The organism is Stenotrophomonas thermophila (assembly GCF_001499715.1).
Classification (GTDB): Bacteria; Pseudomonadota; Gammaproteobacteria; order Xanthomonadales; family Xanthomonadaceae; genus Stenotrophomonas; species Stenotrophomonas hibiscicola.
Genome location: NZ_CVIW01000017.1, coordinates 1 through 18,365 on the forward strand (window position 1 = coordinate 1; position 18,365 = coordinate 18,365).

An 18,365-nucleotide genomic window follows, 5' to 3' on the forward strand; every position below is an offset into this window, starting at 1 on the left:
AATGGAAGGCGCAGCCTGGGCGCCGATTGCAGCGGCGATCAGCACGGTGGAGGCCGCGAGGCGGGTCATCAGGGAACGCAGGCGCATGGCAGAGACCGATGGATGCGGAATGGATGGTTCAAAGAGTAGCCTTGCCGGCTGAATCGCGCGTGCATGCCGCCGCAACGGTTCAGTCCAGCGATGGCCGCAGTTGTGCCGACTGAATCTGCCAGGCGCTGCCGTCGGCGCTGGGTTGCACCCGGTACCAGCCGCCGAAGCGGAAGGTGCCCTCAGGAGTCACCGCGCGGATCCGCACCGGAACCTCCAGCAGCTGGGGCGGCTGGTGGCCGTCGCGCGCGATCGGCAGCTCGCTGGTCAGGCGGAGGCTGCGCACGTCCGTCAGCTGGCGCAATGCGGCATCGTCAGCGCGCCGGGCATCGCTGGGCGGGAAAGTCCACGCGGCGTCGGCGGCCTTGCGATCGCGATTGAGCAGGGCCATGACATACGCGTTGAGCATGGCCGCGGGCAGCTCGGCGTCGGCCGCGACGGCGGCAAACAGGGGATCGACATCGATGGCCCGCGCAGCCGCTGCATCGCTTGCTGCGGCGGTCTGTGGCTTCGTGCTGGCAGTCGTCCTGGCCGCTACCGGCGGTGCGGCATCCGCTGCGTCGGATCGCGATGGCGACCTGGAGCAGGCCAGCAGCACCAGTGGTGCGATCAGTATCAGGAACCTGCGCATGCCAGCCTCCTCCCCGAGGCGAACGGAAGGAGGCAGTGTATCGGCTGTGCGGCGATCAGCGGGAGGAGGGCAGCTGTTCCAGTGCATCCAGCGCCGGCAGCACCTGCGCGGCGATGGCGGCCAGGGCATGGCCTTCTGTTTCGGCGTGGCGCTGCACGATGTCGCGCAGCAGCTGGGTGGCGATCACCAGGGTCGCGCGCTCGTCGCCGCTGACGCCAGCGGTGCGCGGCGCCGCCTCCAGCAGGCGCATGAGGTCTCGGCTGGCGCGATGTTCCAGTTCGATGGTGCAGCGCCCGGTGCACTGCAACCCGTCCTTTTCGATGGGGGTCACCGAGATCCGGTAGCGGGTGGAGGGGCTGGCCATGGGGGTGCTCGTCGTAGCTGTGGAGGATGTGCTCACCATAGGCAAGGCCACGGCCGGCTGCGACGGCTGGCGCCGCACGCAGTGTTCCACCCGGTACGTTCCGGGGCCTGCAGAGGGCGCGCCCTGCCAGTGACGGCGGGCCTGAGCGGTCGTTTCCCGATATGCGGCAACGCTGTGTTGCGGATGGCCCCGGGGCGGCGCATCCACGCATGGCGCGGGAAGCGCGCAAAAAAAAACGGGACGGCCAGAGCCGTCCCGTTGCAATCCGCGTTGGGGCGCGCGCTTACAGCGCGGCGTCCTTCAGCTTCTTCAGCGGACGCACCTTCAGCTTGGTGGTGGCCGGCTTGGCAGCGAACCACTGCTCTTCCTTGGTGAACGGGTTGATGCCCTTGCGCTTCGGCTTGGCCGGCACATTGACGGTGGTGATCTTCAGCAGGCCCGGCAGGGTGAACGAGCCAGCGCCCTTCTTGTGCACCGAGGAGGCGACGGCGCTTTCCAGCGAGGCCAGCACAGCGCGGACGTCCTTGGCGACGACGCCGGAGGCTTCAGCGATGTGTGCAACCAGGCCGGACTTGGTCAGCACTTCCTTGATCGGCTTCGGAGCGGCCGGCTTGGCGGCTGCCTTCGTCGCGACTTTCTTCACTGCCTTCTTCGGGGCAGCCTTCTTAGCGGTCTTTGCCATGGTTTCCTGTTCCGTGAACGGTTGGTTGTTTGGTCGGCGCCGAACCCCGTCGGCAAGCGCAATGTAGGGCAACTCTTGGGCGCCGCCAATAGCCCGAAGCGCGGAAAGTGCATGTTTTTTCATATCCAGGCCGATTCAGTACATGGCCGGCGGTGGAGGCTGGGGGCGTGTCAGCGTGCTCGAAGCCCGCCGCCTGCCCCTTGGTGCACTGCGCGAAACCACTGAAAACAAGAGGAAAATGCGTTGCGCGCTGGCGAGGAAGTGTCCATCTTCCGGGGTCGGGGGCGACGTGGGGCGTGCGGCGGAGCGACGCAGGGCTAACGCGTGGCATGCGAGGGTGGCCGTTCATCACCGCCATGCAGGAGCAGCACAATGGGAATCTCGCGACACGCCACCGCGCACTGGGAAGGCGATCTGAAGTCGGGCAAGGGGCAGCTGAGCACGCCGCAGAGTGGACTGCTGGACAAGACCCGCTACGGCTTCAACAGCCGCTTCGGCGACGAAAAGGGCACCAATCCGGAAGAGCTGATTGCCGCCGCACATGCCGGCTGTTTCACCATGGCGCTGTCGGCCAAGCTCGGCGAGGCTGGCTTTACCCCGACCTCGCTGGACACCGAAGCCAAGGTCGACCTGTCGATGGAAGGCGGCCCGCAGCTGTCGCAGATCCGGCTGAAGGTAAAGGCGGTGGTGCCTGGCATCGACGCGACGCAGTTCCGCGCCATTGCCGATGACGCCAAGCAGAACTGCCCGGTGTCCAAGGCGCTCAGTGCGGTGCCGATCAGCCTGGAAGCCGAACTGGGCTGAGCCGACGCATCTGTAGAGCCGAGCCCATGCTCGGCTTCTGCAGCTCCCGTGATCTGGCCGGAGAGCAGCCGAGCGCGGGCTCGGCTCTACAGTGTCCCTTTACCAATCGATGGTGCCGGTGATGACGGTCTGCACCTGGCCGCCTGACCATACCTCGCCATCCCCATCGACCAGCAGGGTCAGGCGCGCGTCATGGCCGACTTCGCGGCCCTGGCTGACTTCGAACGGCGTCCGCCCACGCGGCAGCGCGTCGCGCAGGTCCAGCCATGCGGCAAGCACCGCATTGGCCGCACCCGAGGCGGCGTCCTCGAAGCGGCGACCGTTGCCGACGAAGGCACGCACGGCCAGATCGAATCCCTCACCGCCATCGCTGAAGGCATAGGCGAACACGCCCATGCTGTCGGTGGACTCGGCCAGTGCGGCCACCGCATCCCAGTCGGGTTGCAGGGCGCGCAACGAGGCTTCATCGGCCACCTGCACCACCCACCAGCTACGCCCGCCCTGCATGCGCGCCGGCGGCAACGAACCCAGAGGCCAGCCCCTCAGTGCAGCCTGCAGGCGTGGATCGCAGGCCTCGGCAGTTTCGGCCAGCTGCGCGCGCGGGGTGCGGATGGCGATGCGCTGTTGCGTACCCTCACCGCTGACGCGCAGCGGCAGCGCGCCGGCAATGCCGTCCTGCACCAGCACACCGTCAACCGCTCCGGCCAGGCCCACCTGCAGCACCGCATGCGCGGTGCCGACGCTGGGGTGGCCGGCGAACGGCACTTCCTTCTGCGGGCTGAACATGCGCAGCCGGTAGCTGGCACCGGCTGCCTGGGGCGGGAACACGAAGGTGGTCTCGGGCAGACGCGTCCAGCGCGCGATCGCCTGCATGCTGGCGTCGTCCAGGCCCTCGGCATCGAGCACCACGGCCAGCGGATTGCCAGCGCCGGCGCGCGGGGAGAACACATCCAGCTGCAGGAAACGGCGGGTGGTCATAGGGGGCAAACTCCGAAAAACGAGTGGGGATACGGTAGCGCCGGGCCATGCCCGGCGTCCGTGTGCGGCGTTCGCCGGGCGTGGCCCGACGCTACCAATGGATGCTGCCGTCGATCACGCACTGCACCTGGCCGCCGATCCACACCGTGCCCTGCGCGTCGACCTGCACCTGCACGCGGCCATCGCGGCCCACTTCGCGGCCCTGGCTGGCCACGTAGCGGCCCTCGCGGCCGGGCAGGGCATTCCGCTGCCGCAGCCAGGCGCCTATCAGTGCATTGGCACTGCCGGTCACGGGATCCTCGGGCACGGCGGGCGCATCAGCGGGGCAGAAGGCACGCACCACGCGGGTGTGGTCGGAGCTGGCCTCGTCGGCGAAGACGGCCAGGCCTGTAGCATCGGTGGCGAGGCTCCAGTCGGCCAGCGCGGCCATGTCCGGCAGCAGGCTGCGCACGGCGTCGGCATCGCGCAGTGGCAGCAGCCACCAGCGTGCGCCGTTGTCCCAGAGTTCGGGCACCTGCCCGTCGGCAGCGAGCGCCAACAGCGCGGCGGGCGCTCCGCCTGCCTCCGTGTCCAGTTGCCGTGCCGGCGGGCTGGCCAGCTGGATCTCCAGTGCCTCGGCCGGGCCGCTCACCCATACCGGCAGCAACCCTGCCGCGCATTGCTGCAGCAGGGCGCCGGCGCGCGGTTGGGCCAGGCCGCAGGTCACCGCCGCCCAGGCGGCGCCGACGCTGGGGTGGCCGGCGAAGGCCAGCTCACGGGTCGGGGTGAAGATGCGGATGTGGTAATCGGCGCCGGGCGCGGTGGGGCGCAGGAAGAACACCGTCTCGGACAGGTTCAGCCAGGCGGCCAGGGCCTGCATCTGGCTGCTGGAGAGCGCGTCGGCGTCCAGGATGACGCCCAGTGGATTGCCGGTTCCGGGGCGGGGGCCGAAGACATCGAGCTGCAGGTAACGGAGGACGGCCATCTACGGGGATATTGCGCTTAGAATCAAGGGTTCCGCCCCCGAGGGCGGCTTCCCCACATTCTACATAGCCAATCCATGTCAGCTTCCCCCCTTGTCGATCGTTGGATCGTACTGAAGTTCGGCGGCACTTCGGTGTCGCGTCGTCACCGCTGGGACACGATCGGGAAGCTGGCGAAAAAACGCGCGGAAGAGACCGGCTCGCGCGTGCTGGTGGTGGTATCGGCGCTGTCCGGGGTCACCAACGAACTGACCGCGATTGCCGACGGCGCGCCCGATAGCCGGGACCGCGTGGCAGCGCTGGTCGAACGCCATGAAGGCTTCCTGGCCGAACTCGGCCTGGGTCGCGAGGTGCTGGCCGAACGGCTGGCCGCGCTGCAGGGCCTGCTCGACGATGCGCGTGCAGCCACCCGTCCGCTCGACTGGCAGGCCGAAGTGCTGGGCCAGGGCGAGCTGCTGTCCTCCACCCTGGGCGCGGCCTACCTGCGCGCCTCGGGCCTGGACATGGGCTGGATGGATGCTCGCCAGTGGCTGGACGCGATGCCGCCGCAGCCGAACCAGAGCGACTGGTCGCAGCGGCTGTCGGTGAACTGCCAGTGGCGCGCAGACGCGGAGTGGGTGCAGCGCTTCCGCGCGCAGCCGACCCGCCTGCTGATCACCCAGGGCTTCATTTCGCGGCATGCCGATGGCGGTACCGCCATCCTCGGCCGTGGTGGCTCGGATACCTCGGCGGCGTACTTCGGTGCGCTGCTCGGCGCCAGCCGGGTGGAGATCTGGACCGATGTGCCGGGCATGTTCAGCGCCAATCCCAAGGACGTGCCGGACGCGCGCCTGCTGACCCGCCTGGACTATTACGAAGCGCAGGAAATCGCCACCACCGGCGCCAAGGTGCTTCACCCGCGCTCGATCAAGCCGTGCCGCGATGGCGGCGTGCCGATGGCCATCCTCGATACCGAGCGCCCGGAACTGCCGGGCACCAGCATCGATGGCAGCGCCGCACCGGTGCCGGGGGTGAAGGCGATCAGCCGCCGCAACGGCATCGTGCTGGTGTCGATGGAAGGCATCGGCATGTGGCAGCAGGTCGGCTTCCTGGCCGATGTGTTCAACCTGTTCAAGAAGCACGGCCTGTCGGTGGACCTGATCGGTTCGGCCGAGACCAACGTCACCGTGTCGCTGGACCCGTCCGAGAACCTGGTCAACACCGATGTGCTGGCCGCGCTGTCGGCGGACCTGTCGCAGATCTGCAAGGTGAAGGTGATCGTGCCGTGCGCGGCGATCACCCTGGTGGGCCGCGGCATGCGCTCGCTGCTGCACAAGCTGTCGGACGTGTGGGCCACCTTCGGCCGCGAGCGCGTGCACATGATCTCGCAGTCGTCCAACGACCTGAACCTGACCTTCGTCATCGACGAGGCCGATGCCGATGGCCTGCTGCCGATCCTGCACGCAGAGCTGATCGACAGCGGCGCGATGCCGGTGGAGGAGACCGAAGTGTTCGGCCCGCGCTGGCGCGAGATTGCCGGCACCGTGCGCCCGCGCGGCACGCCGTGGTGGCGCGGCCAGCGTGCGCACCTGCTGCAGCTGGCCGATGCCGGTACGCCGCGCTACGTCTATCACCTGCCGACGGTGCGCGCCCGCGCCCGTGCACTGGCCGCAATCAAGCCGATCGACCAGCGCTACTACGCGATCAAGGCCAACAGCCACCCGGCCATCCTGCAGCTGCTGGTAGCCGAAGGCTTCGGCCTGGAGTGCGTGTCGCACGGCGAGCTGAAGCATGTGTTCCAGCACCTGCCGGAACTGTCGCCCAAGCGCGTGCTGTTCACCCCCAGCTTCTGCCCGCGCAGCGAGTATGAGGCGGCGTTCGCGCTGGGCGTGACCGTGACCGTCGACAACGTGGAAGCGCTGCAGCGCTGGCCGGACCTGTTCCGCAACCGCGAGCTGTGGCTGCGCGTCGATCTGGGCCGGGGCGAGGGCCACCACGCCAAGGTCCGCACCGGTGGCAAGGAGTCCAAGTTCGGCCTGCCGATCGCCCGCGTCGACGAGTTCGTGCGCGCGGCCACCGAACTGGGCAGCCGCGTGGTGGGCCTGCATGCGCACCTGGGCAGCGGGGTGGAAACCGCGCAGCACTGGCGCCTGATGTGCGATGAGCTGGCCGGTTTCGCCCGCCGCATCGGCAGCGTGCAGACCATCGATATCGGTGGCGGCCTGCCGATTCCGTACAGCGACGAAGACGAACCCTTCGACCTGGACGCCTGGGCCGAGGGCCTGGCCGAGGTCAAGGCGCTGCACCCGGCATTCCGCCTGGCGATCGAGCCGGGCCGCTACCTGGTGGCCGAATCGGGCGTGCTGCTGACCCATGCCACCCAGGTGGTGGAAAAGGACGGCGTGCGCCGTGTCGGCCTGGACGCCGGCATGAACGCACTGATGCGCCCGGCGCTGTACGACGCCTGGCATGACATCGAGAACCTCAGCCGCCAGGGCGGTTATGCCGAAGCGGCGTTCGATGTGGTCGGCCCGATCTGCGAATCCAGCGATGTGTTCGGCAAGCGCCGCAAGCTGCCGGTGTCCACCGCGCCGGACGACGTGATGCTGATCGCAGATGCCGGTGCCTACGGCTATGTGATGGCCAACACCTACAACCAGCGGATGTTGCCGCGCGAAGACGTGATCGAATGATCACCATGCGCGCCCTGCACCCGCCCACCGACACGCCCCGCGCCCTCGCGCGGGCCCGTGCCTGACCGGATACACCATGACTGCTTTCGACAAACACCAGGTTTCCCGCTTCCGCTTCGTCCGTTGCGACTTCGCAGCGGATACCGGCGTGGCCCGGCTGGTCTACGCCTTCGACGACGGCCCGGAGATGGTGGAAACCATCACCGTGCCCGGTGCCCCGTTCGCGCTGGACGAGGCGCGCGCCGCCGCCGTGCAGCGTGCGCTGCAGCTGCTGCACCTGATTGCCGGCGTCAGCTACTACAAGGCCGGCGTACCGGATACGGTCAGCATCGACAGTTACAGCATCGATGCCGATACCGCCGCACTGGTGGAGACCATTTACCTCAATGGCCTGGGCGAATTCGCCTACCGCAACGGCCTGAACCTGCGCGGCCGCTTCCGGTTGCCGGTGCAGGGCGAGGCCGTGCAGGCGCCGGCGCTGGGTCTGCGGCCGCACGCGCTGGTGGCCATCGGCGGCGGCAAGGATTCGCTGGTGAGCATCGAAGCGCTGCGCCGTGCCGGCGTGGACGAGACCGTGACCTGGATCGGTGGCTCGCAGCTGATCCGTGCGTGCGCTGAGCGCACCGGCCTGCCGACATTGAACCTGGGCCGCACGCTGGCGCCGGAACTGTTCGAGTTGAACCGCCAGGGCGCCTGGAACGGCCATATCCCGGTGACGGTGGTGAACTCGGCAATCATGGTGCTGGCCGCGTTGCTGCACGGCGTGGACCAGGTCGTGTTCTCCAACGAGCGTTCGGCCAGCTACGGCAGCCAGATTCCGGGCACCGGCGAAGTGAATCACCAGTGGTCCAAGGGCTGGGCCTGCGAGCAGGCGTTCGGCAGCCATGTGCGGAAGTACGTGGCGGCGGACCTGCAGTACTACTCGCTGCTGCGCCCGATGTCCGAGCTGGCGGTGGCCCGCCAGTTCGCCAAGACCGATTTCTACGACGCGCACTTCTCCAGCTGCAACCGCAATTTCCACATCCTCGGCGAGCGCCCGGTGAACCGCTGGTGCGGTGTCTGCCCGAAGTGCCATTTCGTCTTCCTGGCGCTGGCCCCGTTCATGCCCAAGACGCGCCTGGTGCGCATCTTTGGCCGCAACCTGCTGGACGATGCCGAACAGGCCGGTGGCTTCGACGCGCTGCTGGAATTCCAGGACCACAAGCCGTTCGAGTGCGTGGGCGAAGGCCGCGAATCGCGTGCGGCGATGGCGACCTTGGCGCAGCGCCCGGAATGGAAGGAAGACGTGCTGGTGAAGCGCTTCTGCAACGAGATCCAGCCGCAGCTGGATGCCGCCGAACTGGAACTGGCACCGCTGCTGCAGCTGCAGGGCGAGCACCGCGTTCCGGCTGCGCTGTGGGAACGGGTGCGTGAAGATTTCGAAGCTTGAAGGAAAGCGCGTCGCGCTGTGGGGCTGGGGCCGCGAGGGCCGCGCCGCGTTTGCGGTGCTGCGTGAGCGCCTGCCCACGATGCCGCTGAGCCTGTTCTGCCCGGCCGCTGAAGCCGAAGCCGCGCGTGCGGAAACGCAGGGCGCGCTGCAGGTACTTGGCGACCCCTCGGCCGAAGCGCTGGCCGCGTTCGATGTGGTGATCAAGTCGCCCGGCATCAGCCCTTACCAGCCGATCGCGCTGGCGGCGGCAGAGCAGGGCACCACCTTCATCGGCGGCACCGCGCTGTGGTTTGCGGAGCACGCGGCTGACGATGGCATCGTGCACGACACCGTGTGCGTGACCGGCACCAAGGGCAAGAGCACCACCACCGCGCTGGTCGCGCACCTGCTGCGGGCCGCCGGGCATCGCACCGGACTGGTCGGCAACATCGGCCTGCCGCTGCTTGAAGTGCTGGATCCGCAGCCCGCGCCGGAATACTGGGCGGTGGAACTGTCCAGCTACCAGACCGGTGAAGTAGCGCGCAGTGGCGCCCGCCCGCAGGTGGCGGTGGTACTGAACCTGTTCCCCGAACACCTGGACTGGCACGGCAGCGAACAGCGTTACATCGAGGACAAGCTGCGGCTGGTGACTGAAGCCGCACCGCGCATCGCCGTGCTCAATGCCGCAGATCCGCACCTGGCGGCACTGTCGCTGCCCGAGAGTGAGGTGGTCTGGTTCAACCAGCCGCAGGGCTGGCACATGCGGGGCGACATCGTGCATCACGGTGAGCAGGCCGTGTTCGATACCCGCAACACGCCGCTGCCGGGCCGTCACAATCGCGGCAACCTGTGCGCGGTGCTGGCCGCGCTGGAGGCACTGGGCCTGGACGCGGTGGCGCTGGCACCGGCGGTGCAGGATTTCCGCCCGCTGCCGAACCGCCTGCAGCGCATCGGCGTGGCCGATGGCCTGACCTACGTCAACGATTCGATCAGCACCACGCCGCACGCCAGCCTGGCCGCGCTGGAGTGCTTCGCCGGGCAGCGCATCGCGCTGCTGGTGGGCGGGCACGACCGTGGCCTGGACTGGACCGATTTCATGCAGCACATGGCCCACGACGTGCCACCGGTGGAGATCGTGACCATGGGCAGCAACGGCCCGCGCATCCATGCCATGCTGCAGCCGCTGGCCGATGCCGGCCGCTTCGGCCTGCACGCCGCCGGCGACCTGCCCGAGGCGATGGCCTTGGCGCGCACGGCTCTGGGCGCGCAGGGCGGGGTGGTGCTGCTGTCGCCGGGTGCGCCGAGCTTTGGTGCCTACCGCGACTACGTGGCGCGTGGCCGCCATTTCGCCGAACTGGCCGGATTCGATCCGGACAGCATCAGCGCGATTCCGGGGTTGGGCATCGCCTGATCCGCCGGATCGGGGTCGGATCCCTTTCCTCAGGAAAGGGCTCTGACCCCATCGTGCATTTATCATGCAGGCATCCCCGGACGGACCCGGATGCCCGCATGTGCACCTTCATTACCCTGTTCCTGCCCGCATCCTTATCGCACGTTGAAGCCGCCGCGATCATGCAGCGCAGTGGCCGGCGCCTGTTTGCGCAGGATTCGCCCAGCCTGCAGTCAGTGGTGGGCCCGGATTGGCAGCCGTGGCTGAGTGCCGCGCACTGCGATTGCGGCACGTCGCTGGCCTCGGCGCAGGCGGTTCGTGAGTGGAACGGCGATGCCGAACGCTGGCGCAGGAAGGGCTGGAGCGAAGCGAAGATCGCCCGCGCGTTGGCGGCGCGGTTGGCGCGGCATGAACAGGATCAGCGGGCACTCAGCGATGAAGCCCTGGATGATGCCGGCCAGTGGTTGCAGCGTATCGATGCGCTGTTGCAGGCTGGGGCCGCGCGCATCGGCCTGCTGGTACGCGACTACGACGGTTCTGTGGGGGCCCGGCAGCCGAAGCCGCCGGAACGCCACTGGCCGCGCGCGCACCTGGCGGCGTCGGATCTGCTGGCATTCGAGCCGGGCACGTTGCACTGGATCGAACGCGGGTAGTGCCGGCCGCTGGCCGGCAACCTGCGGAGAAATTCATCCACGCATGGCGTGGCTCCGCTGTAGCGCCGAGCCCACGCTCGGCTGCCTTCATTCGTCTTCGTCGATGAACGCGTAATCGCCGTCAATCAGCTGCTGCAGGTAGGCATCGAAGCTGGGCGCGATCACCGCGTAGCTGTCCGGATCGTGCAGGTAGCGCACCACCTGGCCGACCGTACCGCCCGGTGCGGGGTCGAAATCCAGGTACAGCATCGAGGTGCCGCCGTTGTTCATGCAGTGCGAGAAACACAGCCGGCGGCTCATCGGCAGATCCGCGTCGATGCCCTCGCCGAGAATCTCCGGTTCCTCATCCAGCCACTCTTCGTAGATGGAACGGATGCTGTCGTCCCACCGCTGCTGGTCCTCGAAGATCTGGGCGACCGATCGCAGGTAGTACGGGTAGCCACCGTCCTCCACGTCCGAGCCCAGCATCAGTACGCAGACCTTGCCGCCGGGGTACTCCCGGTAGTGCGTGCCATCCACGCGCGATAGGAGTTCCACCAGGCTGTCCGGCACCTGCGGCCACTGCACACGCAGGCGCTGCAGGTCTTCAGCGCTGGCGCCCTGCACGTGGACCCAGTGCGGGGCATCCTCGGCATGCAAACGCGGGATCAGGCCAGACAGAAAGCGATCAACAAGATTCATGCGAAAAGGGGACGGAGGGGATCAAGTCGTATCCAACCACACCTGCGTCACGCCGCCAATGCAGAATGCGACGCGGGAGGGGCGAATACGGCTTAATCCCCTCCGTCCCCTTTTTCCGTCCCCTTTTTCTTGCGGAGCAGGCGCATGAATCGTTGGCGATGCGGTGTGGCGATGATGCTGGGGCTGGCGGCGATGCCGGCGTGGGCGGCGATGAAGACGCAGCCGGTGGAGTGGAAACACCAGGGCACGACCTTCAGTGGCGTGCTGGTCTATGACGATAGCGACAACGACAAGCGCCCGGGCCTGGTGATGGTGCCGAACTGGAAGGGTGTGAACGAGTCGGCAGTCGAGAAGGCCAAGCAGCTGGCCGGCGATGACTACGTGGTGCTGGTGGCCGATGTCTATGGCAAGGACGTGCGGCCGAAGACCGATGCGGAGGCGGGGCCGGTGGCCAGCAAGCTGCGCAACGACCGGCCGCTGCTGCGCGCGCGTGCACTGGAAGCGGTGAACGTGCTCAAGGCGCAGGCCGGCAGGGTGCCGCTCGATGCCAGCCGGACCGGTGCGGTGGGCTTCTGCTTTGGCGGCACCACGGTGCTGGAGCTGGCCCGTGCAGGTGCGCCGTTGGCCGGTGTGGTCAGCCTGCACGGCGGGCTGGGTTCGCCGCTGCCGGCGCAGGCCGGTGGCAGTCACCCGTCGGTGCTGGTGCTCAATGGTGCCGACGACAGGAGCGTGACCGCCGAGGACATCGCCGCCTTCCAGAAGGAAATGGATGCGGCCAAGGTCGATTGGGAGTTCACCAACTACAGCGGTGCGGTGCACTGCTTCGCCGAGCGCGACGCCAACAGCCCGCCGGGGTGCCAGTACAACGAGCGGGCGGCCAAGCGCGCGTGGAAGGCGCTGGATGAGTTCTTCGAGGAGCGCTTCGAGAAACGTTGATTCGTGCAGTGGTAGTGCCGGCCGCTGGCCGGCAACCTCATGATGCTGCGGATGTCATCGGGAATGCCGGCCAGCGGCCGGCACTACCGATGCTTCAGTGCCGACCAACGGTCGGCACCTACCGATGCTTCAATGCCGGCCAGCGGCCGGCACTACCAGATGCGGTCAATGCGACCGTTTCAGTGCCGACCAACGGTCGGCACCCACTGGAATGCCGGTTTGGTAGGTGCCGACCGTTGGTCGGCACTACCGATCAATGCGAGCGCCGCACCGCGTAGCGGGCCAGGCCACGCAGGGCGGCCACGGCATCGTTGTCGCCCAGGCCATCCAGGGCGCGCTCGGCGGCTTCGGCATATTCCTCGGCACGCGCGCGGCTGTACTCCAGGCCGCCGGTGGAGCGGATCGCGGCCAGTACTTCCGGCATCGCCGAGGCGTCGCCGTCCTGCACGATGGTGCGCAGGCGTTCGCGGGTAGCGTCGTCGGAGTGGGCCATCGCGTGGATCAGCGGCAGCGTGGCCTTGCCCTCGGCGAGGTCGTCGCCCAGGTTCTTGCCCAGCTCCTCGGCGTTGGCCGAGTAGTCCAGCACGTCGTCGGCAATCTGGAACGCATAGCCCAGGTGCATGCCGTAGTCGAACAGGGCCTGCTGGGTCGCTTCATCCACGCCGCTGGCCAGCGCGCCCAGGCGGGTGCCGGCGGCGAACAGCACCGCGGTCTTGCGCTCGATCACGCGCAGGTAGGCGGCTTCGTCGGTATCCGGATTGTGCACGTGCAGCAGCTGCAGCACTTCACCCTCGGCGATGCGGTTGGTGGCGTCGGCCAGGATCTGCATCACCGGCATGCGCTCCAGCTCGACCATCAGCTGGAAGCTGCGCGAGTACAGGAAGTCGCCGACCAGCACGCTGGGCGCGTTGCCCCACAGTGCGTTGGCGGTGCTGCGGCCACGGCGCAGGCTGGATTCGTCTACCACATCGTCGTGCAGCAGGGTGGAGGTGTGGATGAACTCGATGATCGCCGCCAGCTGGTGGTGTTCCGGGCCGGCCTGGCCCACCGCGTGGCCGGCCAGCATCACCAGCATCGGGCGCAGGCGTTTGCCGCCGGCGGAAATGATGTGGTCGGCGATCTGGTTGATCAGCACGACGTCCGAAGACAGCCGGCGCCGGATCAGGGCGTCGACGGCGGCCATGTCGGCCGCGGCAAGCGACTGGATCTGGGGCAGGCCCAGGGCGGGACGGGTGTCTTCGGTGATGGTCATGCGATCAGGCTTTCAGGCTCACCACTGATTATAGGCGCTGGCCGTGAATTCGGGCGCAAACCGGTCCGCGCGGCAATTCCAGCCCGGCCTGCGCGGCCCTCCGCGTGAATACGTATGCAGGTTGCGCCATGCCCGGGAGGCCACCGCTAAGCTTGCCGGATCAGGATTTCGGCCCGCTGCCGGCGGGTCCCGCATGCCCGGAGGGGGGCTGTCGATGTCGCACTATCCATGGTGGCGCGGAGCCGTCATCTACCAGATCTACCCGCGCAGTTACCTTGATGCCAACGGCGATGGCGTGGGCGATCTGCCCGGCATCATCCAGCGCCTGGACCACATTGCCGCGCTGGGCGTGGATGCGATCTGGATCTCGCCGTTCTTCAGGTCGCCGATGGCCGACTTCGGCTACGACATCGCCGATTACCGCGATGTCGACCCGCTGTTCGGCAGCCTGGACGACTTCGACCGCCTGTTGGCCAAGGCCCACGGCCTGGGCCTGAAGGTGATGATCGACCAGGTGCTGAGCCACACGTCGATCGAGCATGCCTGGTTCCGCGAGAGCCGCCAGGACCGCAGCAACCCGAAGGCCGACTGGTACGTCTGGGCCGACCCGCGCGAGGATGGCACCCCGCCCAACAACTGGCTGTCGCTGTTCGGTGGCGGCGCTTGGCAGTGGGAGCCGCGCCGCGAGCAGTACTACCTGCACAACTTCCTGGTCGACCAGCCGGACCTGAACTTCCATCACCCGGACGTGCAGCAGGCCACACTGGACAATGTGCGCTTCTGGCTGGACCGCGGCGTGGATGGCTTCCGCCTGGATGCGATCAACTTCTGCTTCCACGACGCACAGCTGCGTGACAACCCGGCCAAGCCCGCCGACAAGCGGGTGGGGCGCGGCTTCAGCCCGGACAACCCGTACGCCTACCAGTACCACTACTACAACAACACGCAGCCGGAGAACCTGCCGTTCCTGGAGCGCCTGCGCGCGCTGCTGGACGAATACCCGGGGGCGGTCAGCCTGGGCGAGATCTCTTCGGAAGACTCGCTGGCCACCACGGCCGAGTACACCCGCGATGGCCGCCTGCACATGGGCTACAGCTTCGAGCTGCTGGTGGACGACTACAGTGCGGCCTACATCCGCGATACGGTCTCGCGGCTGGAAGCGGCAATGACCGAAGGCTGGCCGTGCTGGGCGGTGTCCAATCACGACGTGGAGCGTGCGGTCAGCCGCTGGGGCGGTCACCCGGCCGATCCGCGCCTGGCGCGGATGCTGGTGGCGATGCTGTGCTCGCTGCGCGGCTCGGTCTGCCTGTACCAGGGCGAGGAGCTGGGCCTGGCCGAGGCCGAGGTACCGTTCGAGGCCCTGCAGGACCCGTATGGCATCACCTTCTGGCCGAATTTCAAGGGCCGTGACGGCTGCCGCACCCCGCTGCCGTGGACCGATGCGCCGTTAGCGGGTTTCACCACCGGGCAGCCTTGGCTGCCGATCCCGGCCGAGCACCGCGCGGCGGCGGTGGCCGTGCAGGAACGCGACCCGCACTCGGTGCTGGCGGCGTTCCGGGCGTTCCTGGCCTGGCGGCATACCCAGCCGGCGCTTCTGCATGGCAGCATCAGATTCCTTGAAAGCGCCGAGCCCGTGCTGCTGTTCGAGCGTATGCTTGCAGATGAAACCCTCCTGCTGGCCTTCAACCTGTCGGCCGAGGCGGTGACCCATCCGCTGCCGCCGGGGAACTGGCAGCAGGTGGCGGTACCGGGCCCGGATGCGGGCACGGTGCAGGGTGATGAACTCCAGCTGCCGCCGCGCGCGGTGTATTGCGCCCGACGCAGCTGACCGTTTTCTCCGGTGGCGGTACTTGCGGGGACGGGGCCGAAGCGCCCCGTCCCTTTTTTGTGAGCGGCATGGCCGGGCGCCGGTCGGTGGCATGCCGGTGACCGGGCGAAAGAAAACCCGCTGCCTGCGCAGCGGGTTTCCGGTCCTGCTCCCTTTGTGTTGCCGGCCAGCGGCCGGCGCTACCGGGTTCGGGGTGCCAGCCAGCGGCCGGCACTACCCGGCTGTGGTCAGAACTTGTAGTTCACGCCCAGCATGTAGGTGCGGCCCCACTCGATGTACTCCAGCGGGCGGTCCTTGCTGCCGGCGTAGGTGCGGTACGGCTCGTTGGTCAGGTTGCTGCCCTGCAGAAGCACGGTCAGGCCACGCAGGGCGCTGCTGTCGCTGAAGGTGTAGCTGACCTGCGCATCGGTCACGTTCTCGCCAACCACGTAGCGCAGGCTGCGGTTGCCGTTGAAGTTGCCGATCTCGCCGATGAAGTCCGACCGGCGGCGCTGGCTGACGCGTGCTTCAAAACCGCTGCGCTCGTAGTAGGCGGTGAAGTTGTACACGCGCTTGGACAGGCCCGGCAGGCTGATCGGGTCACTGCCCACGCTGGAGGCGCTCTCCGGATCCAGGATGGTGATGTCGCTCTTGTTGAAGGTCGCGCTGGCCTGCACGCCGAAGCCACGCAGGCTGTCGGTCAGCATCTCCAGCGGGAACGATGCGGTCAGCTCCAGGCCCTTCAGCGTGCCGCCCTTGCCGTTCTGCGGCGCGGAGAAGGTGCCGGTGGTCAGCACCGGCGCGGTCATGCCCGGCGGCGGCACGTAGCTGCCCAGCAGCGCGGTGAAGTCGTAGTTGTCCACCGACTGGGTATAGACGTAGCTCTTCAGGTCCTTGTAGAAGATCGCGGCCGCCACATAGGCCTTCTCGCCGAAGTACTTCTCATAGGACAGGTCCAGCGCGGTGGCGCGCCACGGATCCAGCAGCGGATTGCCGCCGCTGCCGCCGGGGCGGCCGGTGCCGGTGTCCACGCCGAACTCCAGGCCGGCGCGCATCTGGTCCACACGTGGGCGTGCGACCTGCTTGGCGACGGCGAAGCGCAGCGTCTGCTGGTGCGGGAACAGGAAGGCCAGGTTCAGGCTCGGCAGCCAATCGTTGTACGTGCGGCCGTTCGAGTACGGCTGCACGTTGTTGCCGGCCGACTGCGAGCTGTCCCAGTAGCGCGAGTCCGAGCTCTGGTCGGTGTGCTGCATCTGCACGCCGATGTTGCCGCGCACGCCGACGTCGCCGATGTCGGCGTTGATGTTCAGGCGCGCCCAGGTGGTGGTGATTTTCTCCTGCACCGTCCACGACTTGGGAATCAGGTAGTCCAGGTTGTCGACCGGGTTGAAGGTCATGTAGCGACCCACGGCTGCCGGCACGTTCCACGAGGGGATGTAGCCGAGGCCGGCGAAGCCGAGGTTGACCGGGCGATACTGCAGGTCCGAGGCGATGTTGGCATCGCCCTGCGCACCCAGCAGGATGTTGCCTTCGGACTGGGTCTTCACCTTGCGGCGGTCGGCATAGTTCACGCCGATGTCGATGTCCGGTGCCCACGAGGCGATGGCATCGGGAAGGGCGATGGTGGCAGCCAGCTTGCCGCCCTTCAGGCGGTCTTCCACCTGCGGCACCTTGCCGTAGCCGGAGCCGTAGATCGTGTTGGTCAGGAACAGCGCATCGGGGTTGGAGTAGTTCAGGCCCGGGCTGATCTGCGAGAAGCCGTTCTGGCGGATCGACACGCCGACCGTATCCAGCTGTGGCATCGGGGTCAGCTGCAGGTTGTTTTCCAGGTTCAGCTCATCGCGCGTGGCCTTGGAGTAGTTCAGGTCGGCGACCAGCTTGACGCCGCTGAAGTTGAACTCGTTGTTCCAGCCGAACGCATCGATCTTGTCCTTGCGCTTGTTGTACATGCCGCGCACCAGCGGATACACACCGCTGGCGGTGCCGCCGGTGAACGAGCCATTGGCGTTGACCTGCGGGTTGCTGACCAGCAGGCCCGGGGTGTAGTTGCCGTTGTAGTTGCTGAGGTTCAGCTCGAACTGGTTGGCGGTGTCGATCTGCTCGGCTTCGGTGTGGAAGGCATCGAAGGTGCTGGTCCAGCTGTTGTTCGGGCGGAACTGGATCGTGGCCATCACGCCGTCGCGCTTGTTGTTGCCGGTGCGGCGCAGCGCCTTGATGCCATCGGAGAAGTAGGTGCCGGCGCCCACGCCCGGACGGTCGCCCTTGTCGGTGTGCTCGGTGGTCCACGGCTCGTACAGGCCGACCTGGTTCTCCTGGATCGGCATGTCGCTGTGCGCATAGCCGATGGCGATGCCCAGGGTCTTGTCCAGGAACTGGTCGATGTAGCTGGCGCTGAAGCGGTTGCCGTACGGATCGGTGTTGGCGGCGCGGCCCAGCGAGCTCTTCTGGTAGCGGCCACTGACCGCGATCACGCGCCCGCCGAAGCTGAGCGGGCGCGCGGTCTGCATGTCGATGGTGCCCGACAGGCCCTGGCCGACCAGCGCCGCATCCGGGGTCTTGTACACGGTCACGCCGTTGACCAGTTCGGACGGGTACTGGTCGAACTCGACGCCGCGGTTGTCGCCGGTGCTGACCACTTCGCGGCCATTGAGCAGGGTGGTGGCGAAATCCGGCGACAGGCCGCGCACGCTGATCACTTGCGCACGGCCCGCCACGCGCTGCGCGGCCAGGCCGGGCAGGCGCGAGATGGACTCGGCGATGCTGACGTCGGGCAGCTTGCCGATGTCTTCGGCGGAGATCGCTTCGACCACCGAGGTGGCGTCCTGCTTGACCGCGATCGCGCTCTCGATGCCGCGGCGGATGCCGGTGACCTGCACCGTATCCAGGTTGGTGGCGGCGGTGCCGGCCGGCGTGGTGGTGTTCTGCGTGGACTGTGCCGACGCCAGTGTCGGCGCCAGGACAACGGCCAGCGCGATGCTCAGCGCGCTGCGCTTGTGGTTCAACATTTTCCCCTCCCAGGCAATGTTGCAGATCGATTTGTGAGCGTTCCGGCGGGGCC

15 protein-coding genes and 1 pseudogene are annotated in these 18,365 nt (G+C 67.8%); 7 read left to right on the forward strand and 9 right to left on the reverse strand.

What is annotated here, in order from left to right; all coding sequences use genetic code 11:
* The 4 genes and pseudogenes from BN1263_RS20995 to BN1263_RS09635 form a co-directional block, all read right to left on the reverse strand.
* Positions 1-87, reverse strand: a pseudogene (locus tag BN1263_RS20995) (DUF1439 domain-containing protein); the annotation flags it as partial.
* 82 nt (positions 88-169) lie between these two features.
* Positions 170-718, reverse strand: a complete 549-nt coding sequence (locus BN1263_RS09625) for a hypothetical protein (RefSeq protein WP_058980741.1) — start codon at positions 716-718, stop codon at positions 170-172.
* Between the two features lie 55 nt (positions 719-773).
* Positions 774-1,082, reverse strand: a complete 309-nt coding sequence (locus BN1263_RS09630) for a DUF3861 family protein (RefSeq protein ID WP_019659397.1) — start codon at positions 1,080-1,082, stop codon at positions 774-776.
* A gap of 283 nt (positions 1,083-1,365) precedes the next feature.
* Entirely contained in the window at positions 1,366-1,764 is a 399-nt protein-coding gene (locus BN1263_RS09635) for an HU family DNA-binding protein (protein WP_005408442.1), read from the reverse strand.
* 372 nt (positions 1,765-2,136) lie between these two features.
* On the opposite strand from BN1263_RS09635, the gene BN1263_RS09640 reads away from it, so the two are divergent.
* A complete protein-coding gene (locus tag BN1263_RS09640; RefSeq protein ID WP_019659396.1) occupies positions 2,137-2,568 on the forward strand; it encodes an OsmC family protein in 432 nt (143 codons plus the stop codon).
* A 99-nt stretch (positions 2,569-2,667) separates the two neighbouring features.
* On the opposite strand, the gene BN1263_RS09645 is transcribed toward BN1263_RS09640, so the two are convergent.
* Positions 2,668-3,546: a PhzF family protein gene (locus tag BN1263_RS09645; protein WP_058980744.1), complete on the reverse strand. Its 879-nt coding sequence runs from the start codon at positions 3,544-3,546 to the stop codon at positions 2,668-2,670.
* 91 nt (positions 3,547-3,637) lie between these two features.
* Positions 3,638-4,510: a PhzF family protein gene (locus BN1263_RS09650; protein WP_058980745.1), complete on the reverse strand. Its 873-nt coding sequence runs from the start codon at positions 4,508-4,510 to the stop codon at positions 3,638-3,640.
* Between the two features lie 75 nt (positions 4,511-4,585).
* Between BN1263_RS09650 and BN1263_RS09655 the strand changes: the two genes are divergently transcribed.
* The 4 genes from BN1263_RS09655 (at position 4,586) to BN1263_RS09670 (ending at position 10,631) form a co-directional block, all read left to right on the forward strand.
* The gene (locus tag BN1263_RS09655; RefSeq protein WP_058980747.1) at positions 4,586-7,180 is read left to right on the forward strand and encodes a bifunctional aspartate kinase/diaminopimelate decarboxylase; all 2,595 of its coding nucleotides are present in this window, start codon (positions 4,586-4,588) and stop codon (positions 7,178-7,180) included.
* A gap of 76 nt (positions 7,181-7,256) precedes the next feature.
* On the forward strand, positions 7,257-8,609 hold the full coding sequence (gene murL / locus BN1263_RS09660) for a UDP-N-acetyl-alpha-D-muramoyl-L-alanyl-L-glutamate epimerase (RefSeq protein ID WP_058980750.1): 1,353 nt from the start codon (positions 7,257-7,259) through the stop codon (positions 8,607-8,609).
* Complete coding sequence (murD, locus tag BN1263_RS09665) at positions 8,590-9,999, forward strand: UDP-N-acetylmuramoyl-L-alanine--D-glutamate ligase (protein ID WP_058980751.1); 1,410 nt, start codon at positions 8,590-8,592, stop codon at positions 9,997-9,999. The genes murL and murD overlap by 20 nt, the downstream gene beginning before the upstream one ends.
* Before the next feature lie 98 nt (positions 10,000-10,097).
* Positions 10,098-10,631: a hypothetical protein gene (locus BN1263_RS09670; RefSeq protein WP_058980754.1), complete on the forward strand. Its 534-nt coding sequence runs from the start codon at positions 10,098-10,100 to the stop codon at positions 10,629-10,631.
* An 87-nt stretch (positions 10,632-10,718) separates the two neighbouring features.
* Here BN1263_RS09670 and BN1263_RS09675 read toward each other — a convergent pair whose 3' ends face one another.
* Complete coding sequence (locus BN1263_RS09675; RefSeq protein WP_058980756.1) at positions 10,719-11,312, reverse strand: SMI1/KNR4 family protein; 594 nt, start codon at positions 11,310-11,312, stop codon at positions 10,719-10,721.
* Positions 11,313-11,456: 144 nt separating this feature from the next.
* Here BN1263_RS09675 and BN1263_RS09680 point away from each other — a divergent pair, with 144 nt between their 5' ends.
* Positions 11,457-12,248, forward strand: a complete 792-nt coding sequence (locus BN1263_RS09680) for a dienelactone hydrolase family protein (protein WP_058980758.1) — start codon at positions 11,457-11,459, stop codon at positions 12,246-12,248.
* Between the two features lie 253 nt (positions 12,249-12,501).
* On the opposite strand, the gene BN1263_RS09685 is transcribed toward BN1263_RS09680, so the two are convergent.
* Positions 12,502-13,500: a polyprenyl synthetase family protein gene (locus BN1263_RS09685; protein WP_058980759.1), complete on the reverse strand. Its 999-nt coding sequence runs from the start codon at positions 13,498-13,500 to the stop codon at positions 12,502-12,504.
* 214 nt (positions 13,501-13,714) lie between these two features.
* Between BN1263_RS09685 and BN1263_RS09690 the strand changes: the two genes are divergently transcribed.
* Positions 13,715-15,328 carry an alpha-glucosidase family protein gene (locus tag BN1263_RS09690; protein WP_058980762.1) on the forward strand — a complete coding sequence of 538 codons (1,614 nt, stop codon included), beginning with the start codon at positions 13,715-13,717 and terminating at the stop codon, positions 15,326-15,328.
* A 227-nt stretch (positions 15,329-15,555) separates the two neighbouring features.
* Here BN1263_RS09690 and BN1263_RS09695 read toward each other — a convergent pair whose 3' ends face one another.
* The gene (locus BN1263_RS09695) at positions 15,556-18,312 is read right to left on the reverse strand and encodes a TonB-dependent receptor (protein ID WP_058980763.1); all 2,757 of its coding nucleotides are present in this window, start codon (positions 18,310-18,312) and stop codon (positions 15,556-15,558) included.
* Between the last annotated feature and the right edge of the window lie 53 nt (positions 18,313-18,365).

Coding starts and splice junctions, on each gene's coding strand:
- BN1263_RS09625 (WP_058980741.1), bottom strand. CDS start 718: ATGCGCAGGTTCCTGATACTGATCGCACCACTGGTGCTGCTGGCCTGC.
- BN1263_RS09630 (WP_019659397.1), bottom strand. CDS start 1,082: ATGGCCAGCCCCTCCACCCGCTACCGGATCTCGGTGACCCCCATCGAA.
- BN1263_RS09635 (WP_005408442.1), bottom strand. CDS start 1,764: ATGGCAAAGACCGCTAAGAAGGCTGCCCCGAAGAAGGCAGTGAAGAAA.
- BN1263_RS09640 (WP_019659396.1), top strand. CDS start 2,137: ATGGGAATCTCGCGACACGCCACCGCGCACTGGGAAGGCGATCTGAAG.
- BN1263_RS09645 (WP_058980744.1), bottom strand. CDS start 3,546: ATGACCACCCGCCGTTTCCTGCAGCTGGATGTGTTCTCCCCGCGCGCC.
- BN1263_RS09650 (WP_058980745.1), bottom strand. CDS start 4,510: ATGGCCGTCCTCCGTTACCTGCAGCTCGATGTCTTCGGCCCCCGCCCC.
- BN1263_RS09655 (WP_058980747.1), top strand. CDS start 4,586: ATGTCAGCTTCCCCCCTTGTCGATCGTTGGATCGTACTGAAGTTCGGC.
- murL (WP_058980750.1), top strand. CDS start 7,257: ATGACTGCTTTCGACAAACACCAGGTTTCCCGCTTCCGCTTCGTCCGT.
- BN1263_RS09670 (WP_058980754.1), top strand. CDS start 10,098: ATGTGCACCTTCATTACCCTGTTCCTGCCCGCATCCTTATCGCACGTT.
- BN1263_RS09675 (WP_058980756.1), bottom strand. CDS start 11,312: ATGAATCTTGTTGATCGCTTTCTGTCTGGCCTGATCCCGCGTTTGCAT.
- BN1263_RS09680 (WP_058980758.1), top strand. CDS start 11,457: ATGAATCGTTGGCGATGCGGTGTGGCGATGATGCTGGGGCTGGCGGCG.
- BN1263_RS09685 (WP_058980759.1), bottom strand. CDS start 13,500: ATGACCATCACCGAAGACACCCGTCCCGCCCTGGGCCTGCCCCAGATC.
- BN1263_RS09690 (WP_058980762.1), top strand. CDS start 13,715: ATGTCGCACTATCCATGGTGGCGCGGAGCCGTCATCTACCAGATCTAC.
- BN1263_RS09695 (WP_058980763.1), bottom strand. CDS start 18,312: ATGTTGAACCACAAGCGCAGCGCGCTGAGCATCGCGCTGGCCGTTGTC.